At 64.8% G+C, this 15,560-nt stretch carries 12 protein-coding genes; 2 read left to right on the plus strand and 10 right to left on the minus strand.

Features of this window, described 5'->3' with window-relative positions:
- The first annotated feature begins 213 nt into the window (after nucleotides 1-213).
- Nucleotides 214-3,060 carry an autotransporter-associated beta strand repeat-containing protein gene (locus tag P6U30_RS03495; RefSeq protein WP_407168146.1) on the plus strand — a complete coding sequence of 949 codons (2,847 nt, stop codon included), beginning with the start codon at nucleotides 214-216 and terminating at the stop codon, nucleotides 3,058-3,060.
- Between the two features lie 74 nt (nucleotides 3,061-3,134).
- Here the strand turns inward: P6U30_RS03495 and aspT are convergent, their stop codons facing one another.
- Entirely contained in the window at nucleotides 3,135-4,808 is a 1,674-nt protein-coding gene (gene aspT / locus P6U30_RS03500) for an aspartate-alanine antiporter (RefSeq protein ID WP_407168147.1), read from the minus strand.
- Between the two features lie 289 nt (nucleotides 4,809-5,097).
- On the opposite strand from aspT, the gene P6U30_RS03505 reads away from it, so the two are divergent.
- Nucleotides 5,098-5,475, plus strand: coding sequence for a hypothetical protein (locus tag P6U30_RS03505; RefSeq protein ID WP_407168148.1), 378 nt, complete (start codon nucleotides 5,098-5,100; stop codon nucleotides 5,473-5,475).
- A gap of 77 nt (nucleotides 5,476-5,552) precedes the next feature.
- Here the strand turns inward: P6U30_RS03505 and P6U30_RS03510 are convergent, their stop codons facing one another.
- From P6U30_RS03510 to P6U30_RS03550, 9 genes are all read right to left on the minus strand, one after another.
- Nucleotides 5,553-7,049, minus strand: a complete 1,497-nt coding sequence (locus tag P6U30_RS03510) for a sugar ABC transporter ATP-binding protein (RefSeq protein ID WP_407168149.1) — start codon at nucleotides 7,047-7,049, stop codon at nucleotides 5,553-5,555.
- On the minus strand, nucleotides 7,046-8,143 hold the full coding sequence (locus P6U30_RS03515) for a hypothetical protein (RefSeq protein ID WP_407168150.1): 1,098 nt from the start codon (nucleotides 8,141-8,143) through the stop codon (nucleotides 7,046-7,048). The genes P6U30_RS03510 and P6U30_RS03515 overlap by 4 nt, the downstream gene beginning before the upstream one ends.
- Nucleotides 8,140-10,263 carry an ABC transporter permease gene (locus P6U30_RS03520; protein WP_407168151.1) on the minus strand — a complete coding sequence of 708 codons (2,124 nt, stop codon included), beginning with the start codon at nucleotides 10,261-10,263 and terminating at the stop codon, nucleotides 8,140-8,142. Before P6U30_RS03520 ends, P6U30_RS03515 begins: the two co-directional genes overlap by 4 nt.
- 66 nt (nucleotides 10,264-10,329) lie before the next feature.
- Nucleotides 10,330-11,346, minus strand: coding sequence for a sugar ABC transporter substrate-binding protein (locus tag P6U30_RS03525; protein WP_407168152.1), 1,017 nt, complete (start codon nucleotides 11,344-11,346; stop codon nucleotides 10,330-10,332).
- Between the two features lie 35 nt (nucleotides 11,347-11,381).
- Nucleotides 11,382-12,353, minus strand: a complete 972-nt coding sequence (locus P6U30_RS03530; RefSeq protein WP_407168153.1) for an ABC transporter permease — start codon at nucleotides 12,351-12,353, stop codon at nucleotides 11,382-11,384.
- A gap of 19 nt (nucleotides 12,354-12,372) precedes the next feature.
- Complete coding sequence (locus P6U30_RS03535; RefSeq protein WP_407170344.1) at nucleotides 12,373-13,080, minus strand: TetR/AcrR family transcriptional regulator; 708 nt, start codon at nucleotides 13,078-13,080, stop codon at nucleotides 12,373-12,375.
- Nucleotides 13,081-13,411: 331 nt separating this feature from the next.
- A complete protein-coding gene (locus P6U30_RS03540; protein WP_407168154.1) occupies nucleotides 13,412-14,650 on the minus strand; it encodes an MFS transporter in 1,239 nt (412 codons plus the stop codon).
- Nucleotides 14,647-14,976: a hypothetical protein gene (locus tag P6U30_RS03545; protein ID WP_407168155.1), complete on the minus strand. Its 330-nt coding sequence runs from the start codon at nucleotides 14,974-14,976 to the stop codon at nucleotides 14,647-14,649. The genes P6U30_RS03540 and P6U30_RS03545 overlap by 4 nt, the downstream gene beginning before the upstream one ends.
- On the minus strand, nucleotides 14,963-15,541 hold the full coding sequence (locus tag P6U30_RS03550) for an isochorismatase family protein (RefSeq protein WP_407168156.1): 579 nt from the start codon (nucleotides 15,539-15,541) through the stop codon (nucleotides 14,963-14,965). The genes P6U30_RS03545 and P6U30_RS03550 overlap by 14 nt, the downstream gene beginning before the upstream one ends.
- Between the last annotated feature and the right edge of the window lie 19 nt (nucleotides 15,542-15,560).

Raw genomic sequence — 15,560 nt, forward strand, 5'->3', positions numbered from 1 at the left:
ACATCTGGCTATCTCGATCTCGTCGCTCCGTTTGGAGCAGGACGGGTAAGCGGCCAATCTCACGATCCGAAACATCACTGGCGACGCAGTCGCGCCGAGCGGTCGATCGCGATCGTCATGAAAGCCTCCGCCGCGACGGCGGGCGGGTATGTTGAAGTTCGGCGATGAAACGGAAGCTATGGCATCGAACGTTGCGCCGATCGTCTGCCTTCGGTGAAGCACACCTTCGATGTCCGTCGTCGCGACAAGATCGAGCCACCGCTCGAACGCAACGACCGGGGATGTCAGGCGCGCAGTGGCTCGGATGGCGCGGCCGCCGCGAGAGGGCCCGCCGCACCACGTGTCGTGGTCGCGACGTCGCCATCGATGATTCCGCGAGGGTCGATCCTGGCGCGGAGGATGACCGCGGTCTCTCGTCTGAATCTTATTCGATGTAGAGGACAATTCACTCGATGTCGTTACCTGCTCGGACACCAAAGCATCGAAAGTCCGCGAACTGGGTTGTTGAGAACTCTCCTTCCCGAAAACCGCGCTCGCTTTCGCATATATATTATGCGCAAAGTTCAACCCCAGCGAGATATCGATCGGGAGGAAACTATGCGGCGGATCAGACGGAATCTTCGCGCGGCCGGTCTCGAGCCAATCCCCGCCGGGCTAGAGGCGGGGTTGAGCGACAAGGTCACCACCACGCCGCTGCTTGTTCAGGACGGCTTCGGCTACGGCGGCGCAGAGCTCCCGGCCGATGGCCTGAGCTATTGCGGGCCGACCGCCGCTGCGATGTCGCTGCTTTGGTTGGGCAAGAACGGCTGGCGCCAGATCGGCCCCGCCGCCCCGACGCAGACGGATGCGCTCGACCTCGACCTTCTGCTCGCGGGCCTGGCCGATACCTCTGCCTTAGGCGGCACCTATACCGACAACCTGCAGAATGCGGTTGCGACTTACCTTAACGCTGGTGGAATTGCGTCGAGCGCATTCACCTATCCGACCGGGACCAATCAGCCCTCCGTCGATCTCATCGCCGGGCTCAACCAAAGCCAGACCGTCGTGACCCTGCTGCTTGGCTGGTACACACCGGTCAGCGCCGGCAGCAGCACATATCAGCGTGTCGGCGGCCATTTCGTCGCCATCCTCGGGCAGCAACAACCCAATCCCGAGGATCTCATCATCGGCAACCCGTGCCCGAGCTCTCTCAAATCGGTGCCGGACCTGCCGAAATTCGCCCGCCAGACGCTGCCGACCTCGAATTTCACCGGCACGAGCGCGGACCTTCCCGCTCCACCCGTCCCGGGCACGTATTATCTCCAGTTTCCCGACGTGACCTGGTCCGGCTCGACGCAAGCGGTCACGCCTGTGCTGGAGACCGTCGTTGCGCTGACCGTCGCGATGTCCGAGCAGTCGCGCAACCGGCCCACCCCGGCGTCGTGGAGCCCGACGGCCGCGCAGACCATCGACACCAATGGCGCACCGTTCAGAGTCCTCGCCCCGCTTGCCGGGACGGGCGGCCTCATCAAGCAGGGGGATGGCGCCCTCACGCTGTGCGCGTCCAACGCCACCACAGGTCCGAACCAGATCGCCGGAGGCTCGCTTGCTTCGGCCGAGACCTCAAGCGCGTTCGGCGCTGGCGGCATCGCGATGAGCGGCGGGGCGCTCGTGGCCGATCCCAGCGGGTCGGGAGCCGAGGTCGCACTGGCCGTGGCGGGCGGCCAGAATGCTCAGTTCTCATTCAGCGGCTCGACCGCACTCCAGCTTGTGATCGGCGAGAATGCGAGCCTCGCCGTGACGCTCGGTGGCCCGGCGTCCGGAGATGGCCCCGGGCTCGTGCAGGCCGGTCCCGGCGCACTCGTGATTTCCGTCGATGCCGGCGCCGCTGCGCTCGGTGCCGCCTGCACGTTGTCGGTCCCTGCCGGAATCGGAAACCTCGCGTCGTCCCCGATCGTTGCGCCGTCGATCGTCGCTCAAAGTCCGCAGTCGGCCGGCGCCGTCGATTTCCTCAGCTATGGCGAGAGCGGCTTTGTCCTTCCGAGCTACACGTCATCGACCGAGACAAACATCAACTCCGCTTCCGCGTCGGACGTCTATTCCGTCGATGATGCACAGACCCTCGAAGGCAGCGCGACAGCTTCCGTCTTCGCGCTGAAGGCGGGCCCATACGACGTCGACGCGGCGGGCGCGAGTGCTGTCTTGAAGGTCGGCCCGCAGCAGGCCGGCCAGACGGCGGGCGTGATCCTCAACGGAGCCACCCTTACGGGTTTCGAGCTCGATCTCGGCGCATCGGACGCAGCCGTCTATGCGAGCGGGAGCGCTCTCGTGGGAGCTGTGATCTCGGGCTCCGGTCAGCTCAACTTCTTCGGCCCCGGCACGCTCAATCTGACCGGCGCGAATGCAGGCACCGGCGACGTCCTCGTGCTGTCCGGCACCCTCGGGGTGAATAACCTCGAGGGGTCGGGGACCGGTACCGGATCGGTGACGGTGCAGGGCACCGGAATTCTAAACCTCGAGGGGACCGTGTCCGGAGCAATCTCCGCCGAGAACGGCGCGTCCGTCATCCTGCAATCCGGAACGGCGGCGAGCAGCCTCGATGTCGACGACCAATCAACCCTTGCAGGCGTAGGTTATGTCGCCGGCTCCGCGACCATCGACGGCCAGATCCTTGCCGGATCGTCGCCGGGATCGATCGAGTTTCAAGGCGACGTCACCATGACCGGGACGACCATGTTTGCCTGGACGCTGTTCGCTCTCGAGGACGACTCAACCGTCGGGCAGGATCCTCAGTGGAATTCTCTCGCCTTCACCGGCAATACGCTGAACCTTGGCCAAAAAAACAACGGGGTCGCCGTCATCCTCGACATGACCAAGCTCGGCCCCCGAGATCCCAACTCGGATCACGAGTTCTGGACGTCGTCTCACACCTGGACGCTGTTCCACTCTGAAAACACCGCGTTCGACAGTCTGTGGTACGAGCTTCTCCAGCCCCAATTCAAGGCGGGCTACTTCTCCCTCACGAACGACCCCAATTTCCAATTCATGTATCTGACTTTCACGCCCTCCGTCGTCGGTTGATCGGGAATTGCGAGAACCACGGGGCGTGCGTTCGGCGGTCGCGGCGTGAAGAACTGACAGGCTGCGATCGTGCGTTACGGCGCCAAAGCTCGCGCCATCGCAACCACGATGGAGCCCATCAGCGGCAACAGAACGTTGGAGATGGCATAGGTCACCGTATAGCCGATGACGGGGATCGAATTTCCCGCCTGTGAGACCAGCGCGCTGATTGTCGGCGTGCTGCAGTGCTGCCCGGCAATGATCCCGAGAAGGATGGGGGTCTCGATCTTCATCAGCTTCGAACCAACCAGGAGCGAGACCAGAGCCGGGACAAAGGACACGAGCAGGCCGAGCCCGGGTAGGATCAAGCCATATTGCGTGATGAGCTTGATGGCGTCGGGACCTGCGCCAAGTCCGATCGCGGCGATGAAGATGGCAAGGCCAAAGTCCTTGGCAAACTCGGCAGCCGCATTGGGAAGACTGCCATGGCTCGGGTTGCGCATGTGCAGCCATCCGAAGAAAAGCCCGGAAATCAGCGCGCCGCCGCCGGAGCCGAGCGTCAATTCCATCGCGCCGATCTTGACACTGAGATGTCCGATCAAGAGGCCGACCACGACGCCCAGCCCCAGGAAAATGAAGTCGGTCTTGTCTCCCGGGGGAAGCGCGTTGCCGAGCTGCTGCGCCGCGCGCGCAACAGCCTTTTCGGGCCCGTAGAGCGTCACGACGTCGCCCTGCTGTAGCACCGTGCCGGAGAGCGCGGGGATGTTTTGCCCCATGCGGCGGATGCGGGAAATGAAGATGCCTCGCTGCACATTTGGCGCTGCCATCTGCCTGAGGTCGCGCACCTGGTGACCGAACACGCTCCTCCTGACGAGCACCACATCGCGCGTGGCGAGGGCAAATCCGGTCCCCTGCGGGACCGGGACCTCGTCGCCCAGCTGGTCCGTCACCGCGATCACCGCGTTGCGACGTCCCCTCACGAAAACGATGTCCCCACGCTGCAGAGCAAAAGCCGGCGTTGTTTCGAGAAGCTCGGAGCCACGCTGCACCCGCTCGATGGCGACCGCCCAGTTGCGGCTTTGCTCAAATTCGCCGACCGTCTGGCCGGCTGCCGGGCCCACGTCAAAGGCGCGTCCGACGACCAGAGGAAGGCCTTCCTCTTCTTCCTCGTCGTCATCGGTGGAGCCGAGCGCACGCGCCAGCGCCTGGGCTTCCTTCCGCAGGTCCGCCGCAAGGATCAGGGGCGCAATCTGCGTCGTGAAGATCACGATTGCGATGAGGCCGAACAGATAGGTCAGGCTGTAAGCGGTGGCGATGTTGGCCTGCATCTGGACCATATCGCTGTTCGGCAGGTCCAGCTTTGAGATGGCCTCGGCGGCAGTGCCGATGACAGCGGATTCCGTCGCCGATCCGGCAAACAGCCCGGCCGCCGTACCCGCATCAAAGCCGAACGTCAGAACGGCGGCGGCCAACAGCAATAGCACCGTCACGATTTCGATGATCGAGAAGATGCCGTAGCGCCAACCGCCGCGAATGTTGGCGAAGAACTGCGGTCCCGCCGTGAAGCCGAGCGCGAAGATGAACAGCGCGAACGCGGTGTTCTTGAGGTCAGGGCTGACCCGAACCCCCAACTGCCCGAGCGCGAGGGCTATGAGGAGGGTGCCGCAGATGCCGCCGAGCTGGACAGGCCCGACCCGCAGTTGGCCGATGAAATAGCCGAGAGCCAAGGAGAGGAGGACGGCAACCACAGGGTCGGTGAGAAATGACATGACCGGCTCGGATGTCGGAATGACCGCGACGAAATAGCATCGTGCAAGTTAATTTACAGGAACTGAAAGCGCTGGAGCGGAGATGTTGCTGCGGGCCACAGGAAGAGCGCCCGGCGCCGCGGTCCCGTGGCAGAGGGCCGCGAGCGCCGCTTATGGTCAAGTCCGCAATGCCGCCGCGGCCTGTTCGACATGGTAATTTCGTCGCATCGTCAGAACGTGTGTCCTATGATCGCGACAAACGCCTGAAGGCGACGCTGATCGACGACAGGGCGATCCGGGAGTTGAAATGATGTCAGACAAAGCCATCCTCGCCTGCATCGTCTGCAGTGCCATGATCCTGAGTTCGCTGGGCGCCTCCGTGCGCGCGCAGACGCCGTCGAATTGCAAGGAGCCGCATGCGGGCGCCAGGAATGCGCCCATGTTGTCGCCACCGCTCGCCAGCGTGGTGACGGGGACGAGACGGCTGCAGTTCTATTCGGCGCCGAACCTGCACTGTCCGGTCAGCGGTGTCTTCGTCATTCCGAAGGATGAACTCGTCACCTACGCGCAAACCCGTGATGGCTGGTCGTCCGTGATGTACGTAAATCCCAAGACCGGCGACAACGTCTCGGGCTGGGTGAGGTCGGCGCGGTTGAAGCAAACCGGGACCGTCGGCCCGAAGCAATAGCCTGGCCGCACGATCATGTCCCGCCGCGGACCGGCGAGCCGTTCGAAGCGCGCCGACTCCTGATGCGATATCGACCCTCAATGGATCGCGGCGTACATGATCTTCTCTTCCGTCGCCTCGATGGCGGAGAACTCCTCGACGACCTTGCCCTGGCGCGACACCAGGATGCGATCGGAGAGCGCCATGATCTCGGGCAGGTAGGATGAGATCACGACCACCGCCTTGCCCTCGTCGGCGAGATGGTTGATCAGCTCGTGGATTTCGACGATGGCGCCGACGTCGACGCCGCGCGTCGGTTCGTCGAAGATGATCAGATCGGGCTCCTGCACGAGCGACTTGGCGATCACGACCTTCTGCTGGTTGCCGCCTGACAGCTCGACCACCTTGGCCTCGTCGCCGATGGCGCGAACCTTCAGCCGCTCGGTCCAGGTCTTGCCGGCCGCGTTGGTCTCGCGCCGCGACAGGATCATCCGGCCCTTGGGAAACTTGGAGAGCAGGCCGAGATAGATGTTGCGGGCGATCGAGGCGGTTTCGAAGAAGCCCTCGACCTTGCGGTCCTCGGTCACATAGGCGATGCCGGCTTTGACGGCCGGCGCCGGCACCCGATAACGCACCGGCTTATCGTGCAGCAGGATCTCGCCGCCGTGGAAGAAGTCGCGCTTCAGCACGCCGGAGACGATCTTGAAGGTTTCGGTGCGGCCTGCGCCGACCAGGCCGAACACGCCGGTGATCTGCCCGGCGAACACCGACAGCGAATTGTTCTTCACCATCGGCGCCATCTTGAGGTTCTGCACCGTGAGGACGCGGGCTCCGGCCGGCCGCACGGTTTTCTTCTTCGCGCCGTAAAGCGTGTTGGAAAGATCGCGTCCGACCATCGCCTGCACGATCGCCGCGCGGTCGAACTTCGCGGCATCGTCGGTGACGACGTGCTTGCCGTCGCGCAGCACGGTGATGCGATCGGCAAGCAGCAGGGCCTCCTCCAACGCGTGCGAGATGAAGATGATCGAGACGCCGCGCTTCTTCAGGTCGCGGACGAGGTCGAAGAAATATTTCTTCTCCTCCGGTGTCAGGGTGGCGGTCGGCTCGTCGAAGATGATGACCTTGGCCTTGTGCAGGACGGCGCGGGCGATTTCCACCATCTGCTTTTTGGCGGCACCGAGCCCGCCCACGGTCGCGGTCGGCGTCACGTCGAAATTGAGCGATTGCAGGAACTGTTGCGCGGCGATGTAGATGCCGCGCAGCCGATTGTAGAACTTCTCCTGCCCGAGGAAGAGGTTTTGCGCGACCGTCATGGTCGGCACCAGGCTGTTCTCCTGGAACACCATGGCGATGCCGAGGTTGCGGGCCTCGAGCGGTGTGCGCGGCGCGACGTCGGCGCCGTCGACCATCATGGTGCCCGAGGTCAGCGTCACGACGCCGGCCATCACCTTCGTCAGCGTCGATTTGCCGGCGCCGTTCTCGCCGACCAGCGCGTGGATCTCGCCGCGGCGGAGATCGAAGTCGACGTCCTCGATGGCGGGCACGCCGGCATAGAGTTTGGTCGCCTTGCGCAGCGAAAGCACGGTATCGGTCATGCGCCGAACTCCTCCGCAAGGCTGGCCAGCGGCAGTTTCAGGACGCGGCCCGGCCCCTTGGCGATCAGCAGGAGATCGCCGCCCATCTCCACCGCCGCGACCACGCCGTGGTTGATGCCGTCGACCCGGCTGTGCAGCGAATAGAGCGGATTGCCGTCCGCGCTCAGGCGGATCACGAGCCCGTAGGAGCGCGGCGGCGCCCATGGCTTGATCACGCCCATCGTCTTGATGTGCGCGCCCTGCATCGGCTCCTTGAACGAGAAGCCGGAGCGCAGGCGCGGCGCGACCCAGTAGGCCGGATCGATCTCGGCCATCATGCGCCGCCGGTAGGCCGGCTCGCGGAGCACGAACTCGATGAGCTGGGTGCGTGCGGTGAACGCCGTGAGCCAATAGCCGCCTCCGGCAGCCTTCGACAGCCGCGACGGGTAGACGGGCAGGCGGCCGAGCACGACCCGCGGCGCTTGTCCATTCCTGATCAGGATCAGGCGATGGCGCCAGCTCTCGCTGACCAAAACGCCGTCGCTGTGTGCGCAGGCGCCGAAGGCGTAGCCGAGCCTCGAGGCCAATGGCGTGACCGATCGGGCCTTGGGGTCGAGCCGGAAGGCGCGGCCGCTGCGATTGAGCTGCATCAGGTCGCGCGCCCAGTCGTCGACGCCGCAGGTCGTCGAGCCGTCGGTTGCGACCAGGCTCCCGTCGCCGGCCTGCGCCAGGGCGTTGACCGCGTTGAAGGCGGCGTCGTTGAAGGAGAGGCTTGGTTCGCTCGAGGACGCGTCCGGATAAAGGCGCACCTCGCGCCCGCCGAGCGCAACCGCGATGCCGCCATCCTTCAGCGCGCAGAGAGCCGAGATTGGCTGCTCGAAGCTGCGCAGCTCGGTGGCGATGCTGCCCTCAAGTCGCAACAGGCGACGGCCGTCCGCGACATAGAGGTTGCGGCCGTCGGTCGCGAGGTCCTCTGGCGCCTCGCATTCCAGCACCGTCGTTGCGGCCTCCAGCTTCTGGTTCGGCTTCAGCGCGCCGTCGAACGACGGCACGGTGATGGTGGCTTCGCCGCGCCCAAGGAAGCGGTTGGTGAATTCCCTGACGGCCGCAATCACGACAGCTTCCCCCAGCGCTTGTCATACTGCACGAAGTTCGGATCGGCGTTCTCGAGCTTGTAGCGGCCGATCCGGTTGTTGGCGATGCCGCCGAGATAGAGATAGCCGCGATGCTCGCGCATCGAGGTGATCATCGGATGGTTCTCGCCGCGAAGGTCCCAGAACGATTCGAGGATCTTGCCCTGCTCGTTGAACTTGACGACGCAGCCGGTGTTGATGTTCGGGAACAGCCATTCGTCGACCGGCACCCGCTTGGCCATGCGGCGGCGGAAGCCGGGCATCTTCCAGGCGAGGTCGAGCGAGGGGCTACGCATGCCGACCAGCGCCAGCCAGTAGTTGCCGTCGGAGGCGAGGTTGATGTTGTCGGGGTAGCCCGGCAAATTGTCCATCACGACCTCGACCCTGCCCTTGTTCGGTCCCGCGAACCAATAGCGCTTGATCGAGCAGCCGAAGGTCTCGGCGAACAGGATCGACTGGCCGTCGCTGGCAACGCAGATGCCGTTGGGAAATTTCAGGCCGCGCAGCGCCGTGTGCGTGGCGCCGGTCTTGGTGTCGTAGCAGATGATGCGGCCGTTGCCGCGTGCCTCCAGTCCGTCGATCGGCCATTCGTCCATCTCGTAGCGCACGGTCGCTTCGGAGAAGAAGATCAGGCCGTCGTCGGTGATGTCGAGGTCGTCGGCGAGCCGCAGGCGGCTGTCGTCGTTGACCGAATGCATGCTGCGGTTGGTTTCGTCGGTGGCCTTCTCGACCGTGCCGTCCGGCTTGATGCGATAGAGCCCCATGCCGCCGATGCAGACATAGAGATTGTCCTGCCGGTCGAACGCCATGCCGAGCGGCTGGCCGCCGATATGGGCGAACACCTCCATCCTCTCGTAGTCGGGGGCGAGGAAGCGGATGATGTCGCCGTGGCGCGAGCCGGCATAGAGATTGTCGTTGCGATCGAGGATCACGTCCTCGGGCGCCTCGATGCGGCCGAGGCCGATCAACTGGACGTCGCGCAGCTTGTCGTTCTGCTCGAACGGCCCGCCCTGGCCGATCTCGGTCGGCGGAGGCGGCGGCAGTGCGTGATAGGTCGGCGCGACATAGACCTTGCTGATGATCCGGGTGCGGTTCTTCTGCCAGCGGATGTCGACCATCGCGGCCACCAGCAGGATCCCGGCGAGGGCCATGCGATTGATGCCGCCGCGCGCGTTCAGCGTGGTCAGGCCGTTGGTGATCAGGAGCACGATCAGCACGCCGACCAGCGACTTGGCGACCGAGCCTTTGCCGCCGCCGAGCGTGATGCCGCCGAGCACGGTCGCCGTCAGCACGATCACCTCGAGGCCGACGCCGATGTCGCCGCCGACGGTGCCGAGGCGGGCGGCGAAGAACAGCGCGCCGATGCTGGTGAGCACGCCGCTTGCGACGTAACAGAGCGCGATGGTGCGGCGAACCGGGATGCCGGAGTTGTAGGCCGAGCGGCGCGAGCCGCCGATCGCGGTGATGTGCCAGCCCGGGCGCAACCGCGTCATGAAGATATGGCCGAAGATCGCGATCGCGATATAGACCAGCGCGACGCTCGGAATGCCGAACACGTCGCCGCCGCCGATGAAATTCCAGGACGGGATGTCGGGGAAGGCGGCGGCGATGTCGTTGGAATAGCGCTGGATCAGCAGATCGAAGGTCGAACGGTAGATGATTAGGGTGATCAGCGTGGTGATGAAGGCGCGCAGCCGCAGATAGCCGATCAGGACGCCGTTGACGGCGCCGAGCAGCGCGCCGCAGAGCAGGGTGGCCGCCACCACCGCCGGCACCGGCCATCCCAGCACGTCGAGCAGATAGAGCGCGCAGAAATCGGTCAGCGCGAAGATCGATCCGACCGAAAGGTCGATGCCGCCGACGATGACGACGAGCGCCATGCCGAGCGCGATGAAGCCGATCTCGCCGGCCTGGCGCGCGGTGTCGGCAAGGCTCGACGGCGACAGGAAGTGATCGATGGAGCGGCTGAGCGCGAAGCCGACGATCAGCAGCAGGATCACCGGGATTGCGGTCTCGGTCCACCGCTTGGACAGGATCTCGCCGAGGAGATGGTCCGGCCAATAGCGATAACGCAGGCTCGTCAGGGTGTCGCGCATCGGCATTCCAGCAGGTGTTGGAGTCTGGAGAACGACGCCCCGGGTTCGTCACCCGGGACGTGGCCAATCGAGCTATTTTTTGAGGTCGCTGAGATTCCAGCATGCGGTCTGGCTGTCCGCATTCTCCTTGGTGATCGGGATCAGCGTCGTGTATTCGGAGCCCTTCACCGAGCCGGGCTTGGCGCCGGACGACAGCAGCCACTTGATCGTGCCGGCCATCTGCGCCGCCTGCGTCGGGACGTCGTAGCTGAGGTTGAGGTCGAAGGCGCCGGACTTCACCAGCTCGCAGGCGCCCTTGCGCTCGCCGCCGCCGGAGGTCGCAACGAACACTTTCCCGGTGAGGCCGGCTTCCTTCACCGCCGCCGCGGTGCCGATGTCCATGCCGTCCCAGAAGCCGACGATGCCGCAGAGATCGGGATTCTGCTTCAGCACTGTCTGCGTAATCGCTTTGGCCTTCGCTGCATCCCAATCGGCGGCCTGGCTCGACACCACCTTGATCTCCGGATGCTTGGCGAGAACGTTCTCGACGCCCTTGAGCGTATAGGCACTGGCGGCCGCGGAGAGCGCGCCTTGCACGATGGCGATCTTGTTGGACTTGCCCTGGCAGGCCTTGACTACCGCCTCGGTGTCCTTCTCGCCGATCTCGATCCAGTTGGCGCCGACGAAGGCCGAAGAGCGATAGGCCGAACCCATGTTGATCTGGATGACGTAGATGCCTTCGTTCTCGGCGCGTTGCAGCAGCTTGGCATAGGTCTGCACGTCCGGATTGTGGATCACCATCACGGCGGGCTTCTCAGAGATCAGCGAGGTCACCGCCTGCGCGCCGGCATTGGTGTTCCAGTTGGGATCGCGGATCTCGAACTTCACGCCGAAGGGCTCGAGCTCCTTCTTCAGGCCGGCGTACCAGCCTTCGGTGAGGTCGAAGTTCATGGCGACCGGAACGTAGGCCACCGTCTTGCCGGTCAGGGCTTCCTTGAACGGCTTCTGAAACGGCTCGTCGAGGCCCTTTTGAGCCAGCGCCGGTCCAGCGATGGCCGCAAGCCCGAGCGTGGCAACGAGTATCTTTGCAGTATGGATCACGCGCTTCACTGCTTCCTCCTTGGTTGGTGTCGTTGTCGTTTCACTCATATGTCGCCCTGTTGCGCCGTTTCTTCGTTGCGCGGATTCAGGAAGGAGTCCGTGATGACGGCGAGCAGCAGGACCACACCCTTGATGAGGTTCTGCCCGGCATAGGAAATATCCATGATGGTCATGCCGTTGAGCATCGTGCCGATCAGCAGCGTGCCGATGATCACGTTCATCACGCCGCCGCGGCCGCCGGAGAGCCCGATGCCGCCGAGCACCACGACCAGGATGACGTCGTAGATCAGGGTCGAGTTGAAGATGCGGGTCGGCATCGAATTGACGGAGGCGGCCATCACGAGACCGGCAAAGCAGCCGATCAGCGCCGCGACGACATATTGCAGCACGATGATCGGGCGCGAGGGGATGCCGGTGACGCGTGCGGCGTAGGGATTGTCGCCGATCGCGTAGATATAGGCGCCCCAGCGCGTCCGGCGCAGCAGGAACGCGACCACGATGCAGGCGATCGCGAACATCACGATCGAGCTCGGAATGCCGAGGATGTTGCCTTGCCCGAGCCGCTCGAACCCGGCCATGCCGTCGCTCCACTGCACGACGTCGAGCTGAAACAGCGCAGCCTGGCCGAGCCCGGCGAGCAGCAGGCCGGTTGCCAGCGTCGCAAACAGCGACGGCACCTCGGCGTAGGCGATCAGCCAGCCATTGACCAGGCCGAAGACGACCGTGAGCAGAACGGCGGTCAGCAGCGACGCCGTCAGCGAGTGGCCGTCCTGCACCATCTGCAGCACCAGGCCGGGCGGCACCGCCAGCGCTGCGATCAGCGAGATGTCGATGCCGCGCCCGATCACGACGATCGCCATGGCGAGCCCGAGGATGCCGAGCACGGCGACGTTCTGCAGCAGCGTCAGCATGTTCTCCGGCGTGAGAAAGCCGCGCAGGAAGATCGAGAACGCGAGGAAGAGCACGGCGAAGACGACGAAGACGATCTCCTGCTGATTGAATCGGAATCGCTTCATTGCCGGATCCTTCCTCGGGCTATGAGTGCGCCATCTGTTTCGGTTTGGAGCGGGAACTGGCCGCCATGCGGCCGGGTCGGCTTCGTGCCGACAAGGCAGCATCGATGAAGGTCGTGACGCCGTTGATGTAGGCCTCGATCGAGGTGCCGCGGGTGCGGTACTTGGCGCGTTTGACGTACCAGTCCTGCAGCAGCGGCTTGATCAGCGACGCCGAGAGCGTGACCTGGTCGATCGCGAAGACTCCGCTGGCGACGCCCTGCCTCAGCACGTTGGCGATGATCTTCTCGGTCATGACCTCCATGTCTTTGGCGCGTTGACGCTCCGCCGGGGGAAACGATTTCGCCTCCATGAAAGCGAACACGAACCAGGGCTGCATCGTCTCGCTCATCCGGACATGGGTCGCGATGATCCAGTGCAGATGCTTGCGCGCATCCTCCTTCACGTCGTCGGGGGGCGCGGTGAGAACCTCGGAGACGGTCTCGGCGACCTCGCCGAGGATCATCGAGAGCAGCGTCGGCTTGCTGTCGAAGTAGGTATAGAGCCCGCCCATGCTGAGGCCGGAGGCTTCCGCGAGCTGGCGCAGCGTGGTGGCATGAAAGCCGTGCTTGTTCGACAGCGTCAGCGTAGCGCCGATGATGCGTGTGAGGTTCGGAACGGCGAGATGCGGCTTCTGGACCTTGATGGAATCGCGGTGGCGCTCGAGGATGCGTGCGCACAGCACGTCCATCGAGAACGCATTCGTCCCCGGCCGCTGGCGCGCGAGACGCAACGTTGCCTCCTCCCAATGTAACCCCGACCCTCTTGTGTCGTTGTCGGTCAGGGGCGGGCTCTCGGCCCTTGCATAATTCCTAGCGCAGAGACCGGTCGTCGGAAAAGGGGGGCGATCAAATTTTCTGAGAGAGCGCTCGCTCGTTTTTCCGGGCCCAAGGTCGGGGTTGACGAATGCGTCTCCGTGAGGGCGTCGCGCCGGCACAGGATCGCCGCGGTGTGGCCTCGACGACGAGCCCGGCATCTTCCGGCGAGGACAAGGCCACGGTTCGGCGAGCCGCGGTGACGGATCACTCCGCCGCGTGAGGCACGCCGTCTCGCGTGGCGTTCACCTTGCCTTGAGACAGTGCGGCGATGGCGACGATCGCGGCGGCAAAGCCGGCAGCCGCGCCGACGCCGAGTGCCCAGCGTGGACCGAGATGATCGGCGACCCATCCGACGATCGGCGCGCCGATCGGGGTGCCGCCCAGTGCGACGCCGAGTCGGAGCGCCATCACCCGTCCGCGCATCGCGGGTTCGGTCGAGAGCTGCATCAGCGCGTTCGAGGTGTTGGTGACAGTGAGTGCGGCGACGCCGATTACGACCAGCGCGGCGGCGAACAGCCAGTAGTTCGGCGCCAGCGCCGCCAGCGTGCAGCCCAGCCCGAAGATGGCCGCCCCGAGCAACAGCGCGCCGAAACGTGGCCGGTCGCGGCCCGCGGCGAGCAGCGCGCCGGACATCGTGCCGACGGCCATCATCGACGACAACAGGCCAAAGCCGCGCGCATCGGTGTGAAAGACGCCGACCGCCATGGTCGAGATGAAGATCGGGAAGTTCAGTCCGAAGGTGCCGATCAGGAACAGCATCACCAGGGTCGTCCTGAGGTCGGGGCGCGACCAGACATAATGAAATCCCTGCATGACGCTGCCCTTGGTGCGATGGGCGCGCGCATTCGGGCGAAGCTCGGACTTGCGGAGCAGCGACAGCGACGCCAGCACCGCCAGGAAGGACGCGCCATTGAACAGGAAGGCCCAGCCGGTGCCGACGGAGGCGATGATGAGGCCGGCGACCGCGGGCCCGATCATCCGCGCGGCGTTGAACGAGGTCGAATTCAGTGCAATCGCATTCGACAGATCCCGGTCACCGACCAGCTCGGCGACGAATGTCTGGCGCACCGGGGCATCCAGCGCCGCGCTGCAGCCGAACAGGAACGCAAACATGTAGACATGCCAGAGCTGCACCAGTCCGGTGACGGTGAGAACCCCAAGCACGAGTGCGAGCACGCCCATTGCCGCCTGCGTGGCCATCAACAGCCGGCGCTGGTTGAAGTGGTCGGCGGCAAACCCCGACCATGGCATCAGCAGAAGCTGCGGCCCGAACTGCAGCGCCATGACGATGCCGACGGCGGATGCGCTGTGGTTCGTGAGTTGGGTGAGAACCAGCCAATCCTGCGCGGCGCGCTGCATCCAGGTGCCGACATTGGATACCAGCGCGCCCGCGGCCCAGACCCGGTAGTTGAAGCTCCGTAGTGATCGAAACACACGCCTCATGATTGCTCTTCTGCATTGCCGCCGTGAAACCGTCCGAACCGCCGCGCCAGGAAAAGGCCGAGCAGAAGTCCGCCAAGGCCGAGCGCGGCGACGTGGCTCGTGGTCCGCAGGCCGAATTCACCGACCCGGCAGATCAGCAGATATCCGACGAGCAGGTTGAAGAAGCCCCACAGGATGTTGACCGTCGATGTCGACAATCCCTCGCCCGGTGGCTTCGCGAACGGGCTCTGGAACGGTTCTCCCATCGCGCCGGCCACGACATGGGGAATTGCGTTGGTGAGGAAGGCGCCGCCGAAGAAGTAGGCGATGAGCTCAAGCCAGTTCATGCGCGTGCGTCCTGTCAAGGAGGTCGATGATCGATTGCGTTGACCCGGTCTCTCCCAGTCGAGGGAAGACGTTGGCGAGGCTGTAATCATGCGCTTCCGGCCGGATGTCGGTCATCGCATCGGCGGCGAGCGTGACGTTGAACCCCGCCTCATAGGCCTGCCGCGCTGTCGCTTCGACGCCGGTGCCCGTGGCGACGCCCGTGATCACGACTTGCGTGACGCCGCGCTCCTTGAGCCGGCGCTCGAGATCGGTGCTCGCGAAGGCGCCCCAGGTTCGCTTGGTCACCACGATGTCGCTTGCCTGCCGGTCAAGCTCAGGGAGAAGGTCGGTCCATCCATCCGGAAGCGGACCGCTATGGCGCGGCGCCCGCTCGGTTCGCCCCGGCGCGCTGCCGTCGACATTAACCAGCGCGACCGGCAGGCCGCGCCGGCGAAATGCGGCTGCGAGGGCGCTCGCGCGCGCCACGACTTCTGCGATCGGATGGATGAAGGATGAGCCGAGCAGGCCGTTTTGCAGATCGACTACGATGAGGGCCGTGATCGGATCAAGCGTCGTGAGGGCCATGATCATTTCCTTCCAGCCG

Origin of the sequence: Bradyrhizobium sp. ORS 111, assembly GCF_045571485.1 — a bacterium.
In the GTDB taxonomy this organism is placed as follows: Bacteria; Pseudomonadota; Alphaproteobacteria; order Rhizobiales; family Xanthobacteraceae; genus Bradyrhizobium.

Excerpts from the sequence above, each read along its gene's own strand:
- P6U30_RS03530 (WP_407168153.1), bottom strand. The coding sequence starts at position 12,353 with ATGAAGCGATTCCGATTCAATCAGCAGGAGATCGTCTTCGTCGTCTTC.
- P6U30_RS03545 (WP_407168155.1), bottom strand. The coding sequence starts at position 14,976 with ATGAACTGGCTTGAGCTCATCGCCTACTTCTTCGGCGGCGCCTTCCTC.
- aspT (WP_407168147.1), bottom strand. The coding sequence starts at position 4,808 with ATGTCATTTCTCACCGACCCTGTGGTTGCCGTCCTCCTCTCCTTGGCT.
- P6U30_RS03510 (WP_407168149.1), bottom strand. The coding sequence starts at position 7,049 with ATGACCGATACCGTGCTTTCGCTGCGCAAGGCGACCAAACTCTATGCC.
- P6U30_RS03535 (WP_407170344.1), bottom strand. The coding sequence starts at position 13,080 with ATGGACGTGCTGTGCGCACGCATCCTCGAGCGCCACCGCGATTCCATC.
- P6U30_RS03550 (WP_407168156.1), bottom strand. The coding sequence starts at position 15,541 with ATGGCCCTCACGACGCTTGATCCGATCACGGCCCTCATCGTAGTCGAT.
- P6U30_RS03520 (WP_407168151.1), bottom strand. The coding sequence starts at position 10,263 with ATGCCGATGCGCGACACCCTGACGAGCCTGCGTTATCGCTATTGGCCG.
- P6U30_RS03540 (WP_407168154.1), bottom strand. The coding sequence starts at position 14,650 with ATGAGGCGTGTGTTTCGATCACTACGGAGCTTCAACTACCGGGTCTGG.
- P6U30_RS03505 (WP_407168148.1), top strand. The coding sequence starts at position 5,098 with ATGTCAGACAAAGCCATCCTCGCCTGCATCGTCTGCAGTGCCATGATC.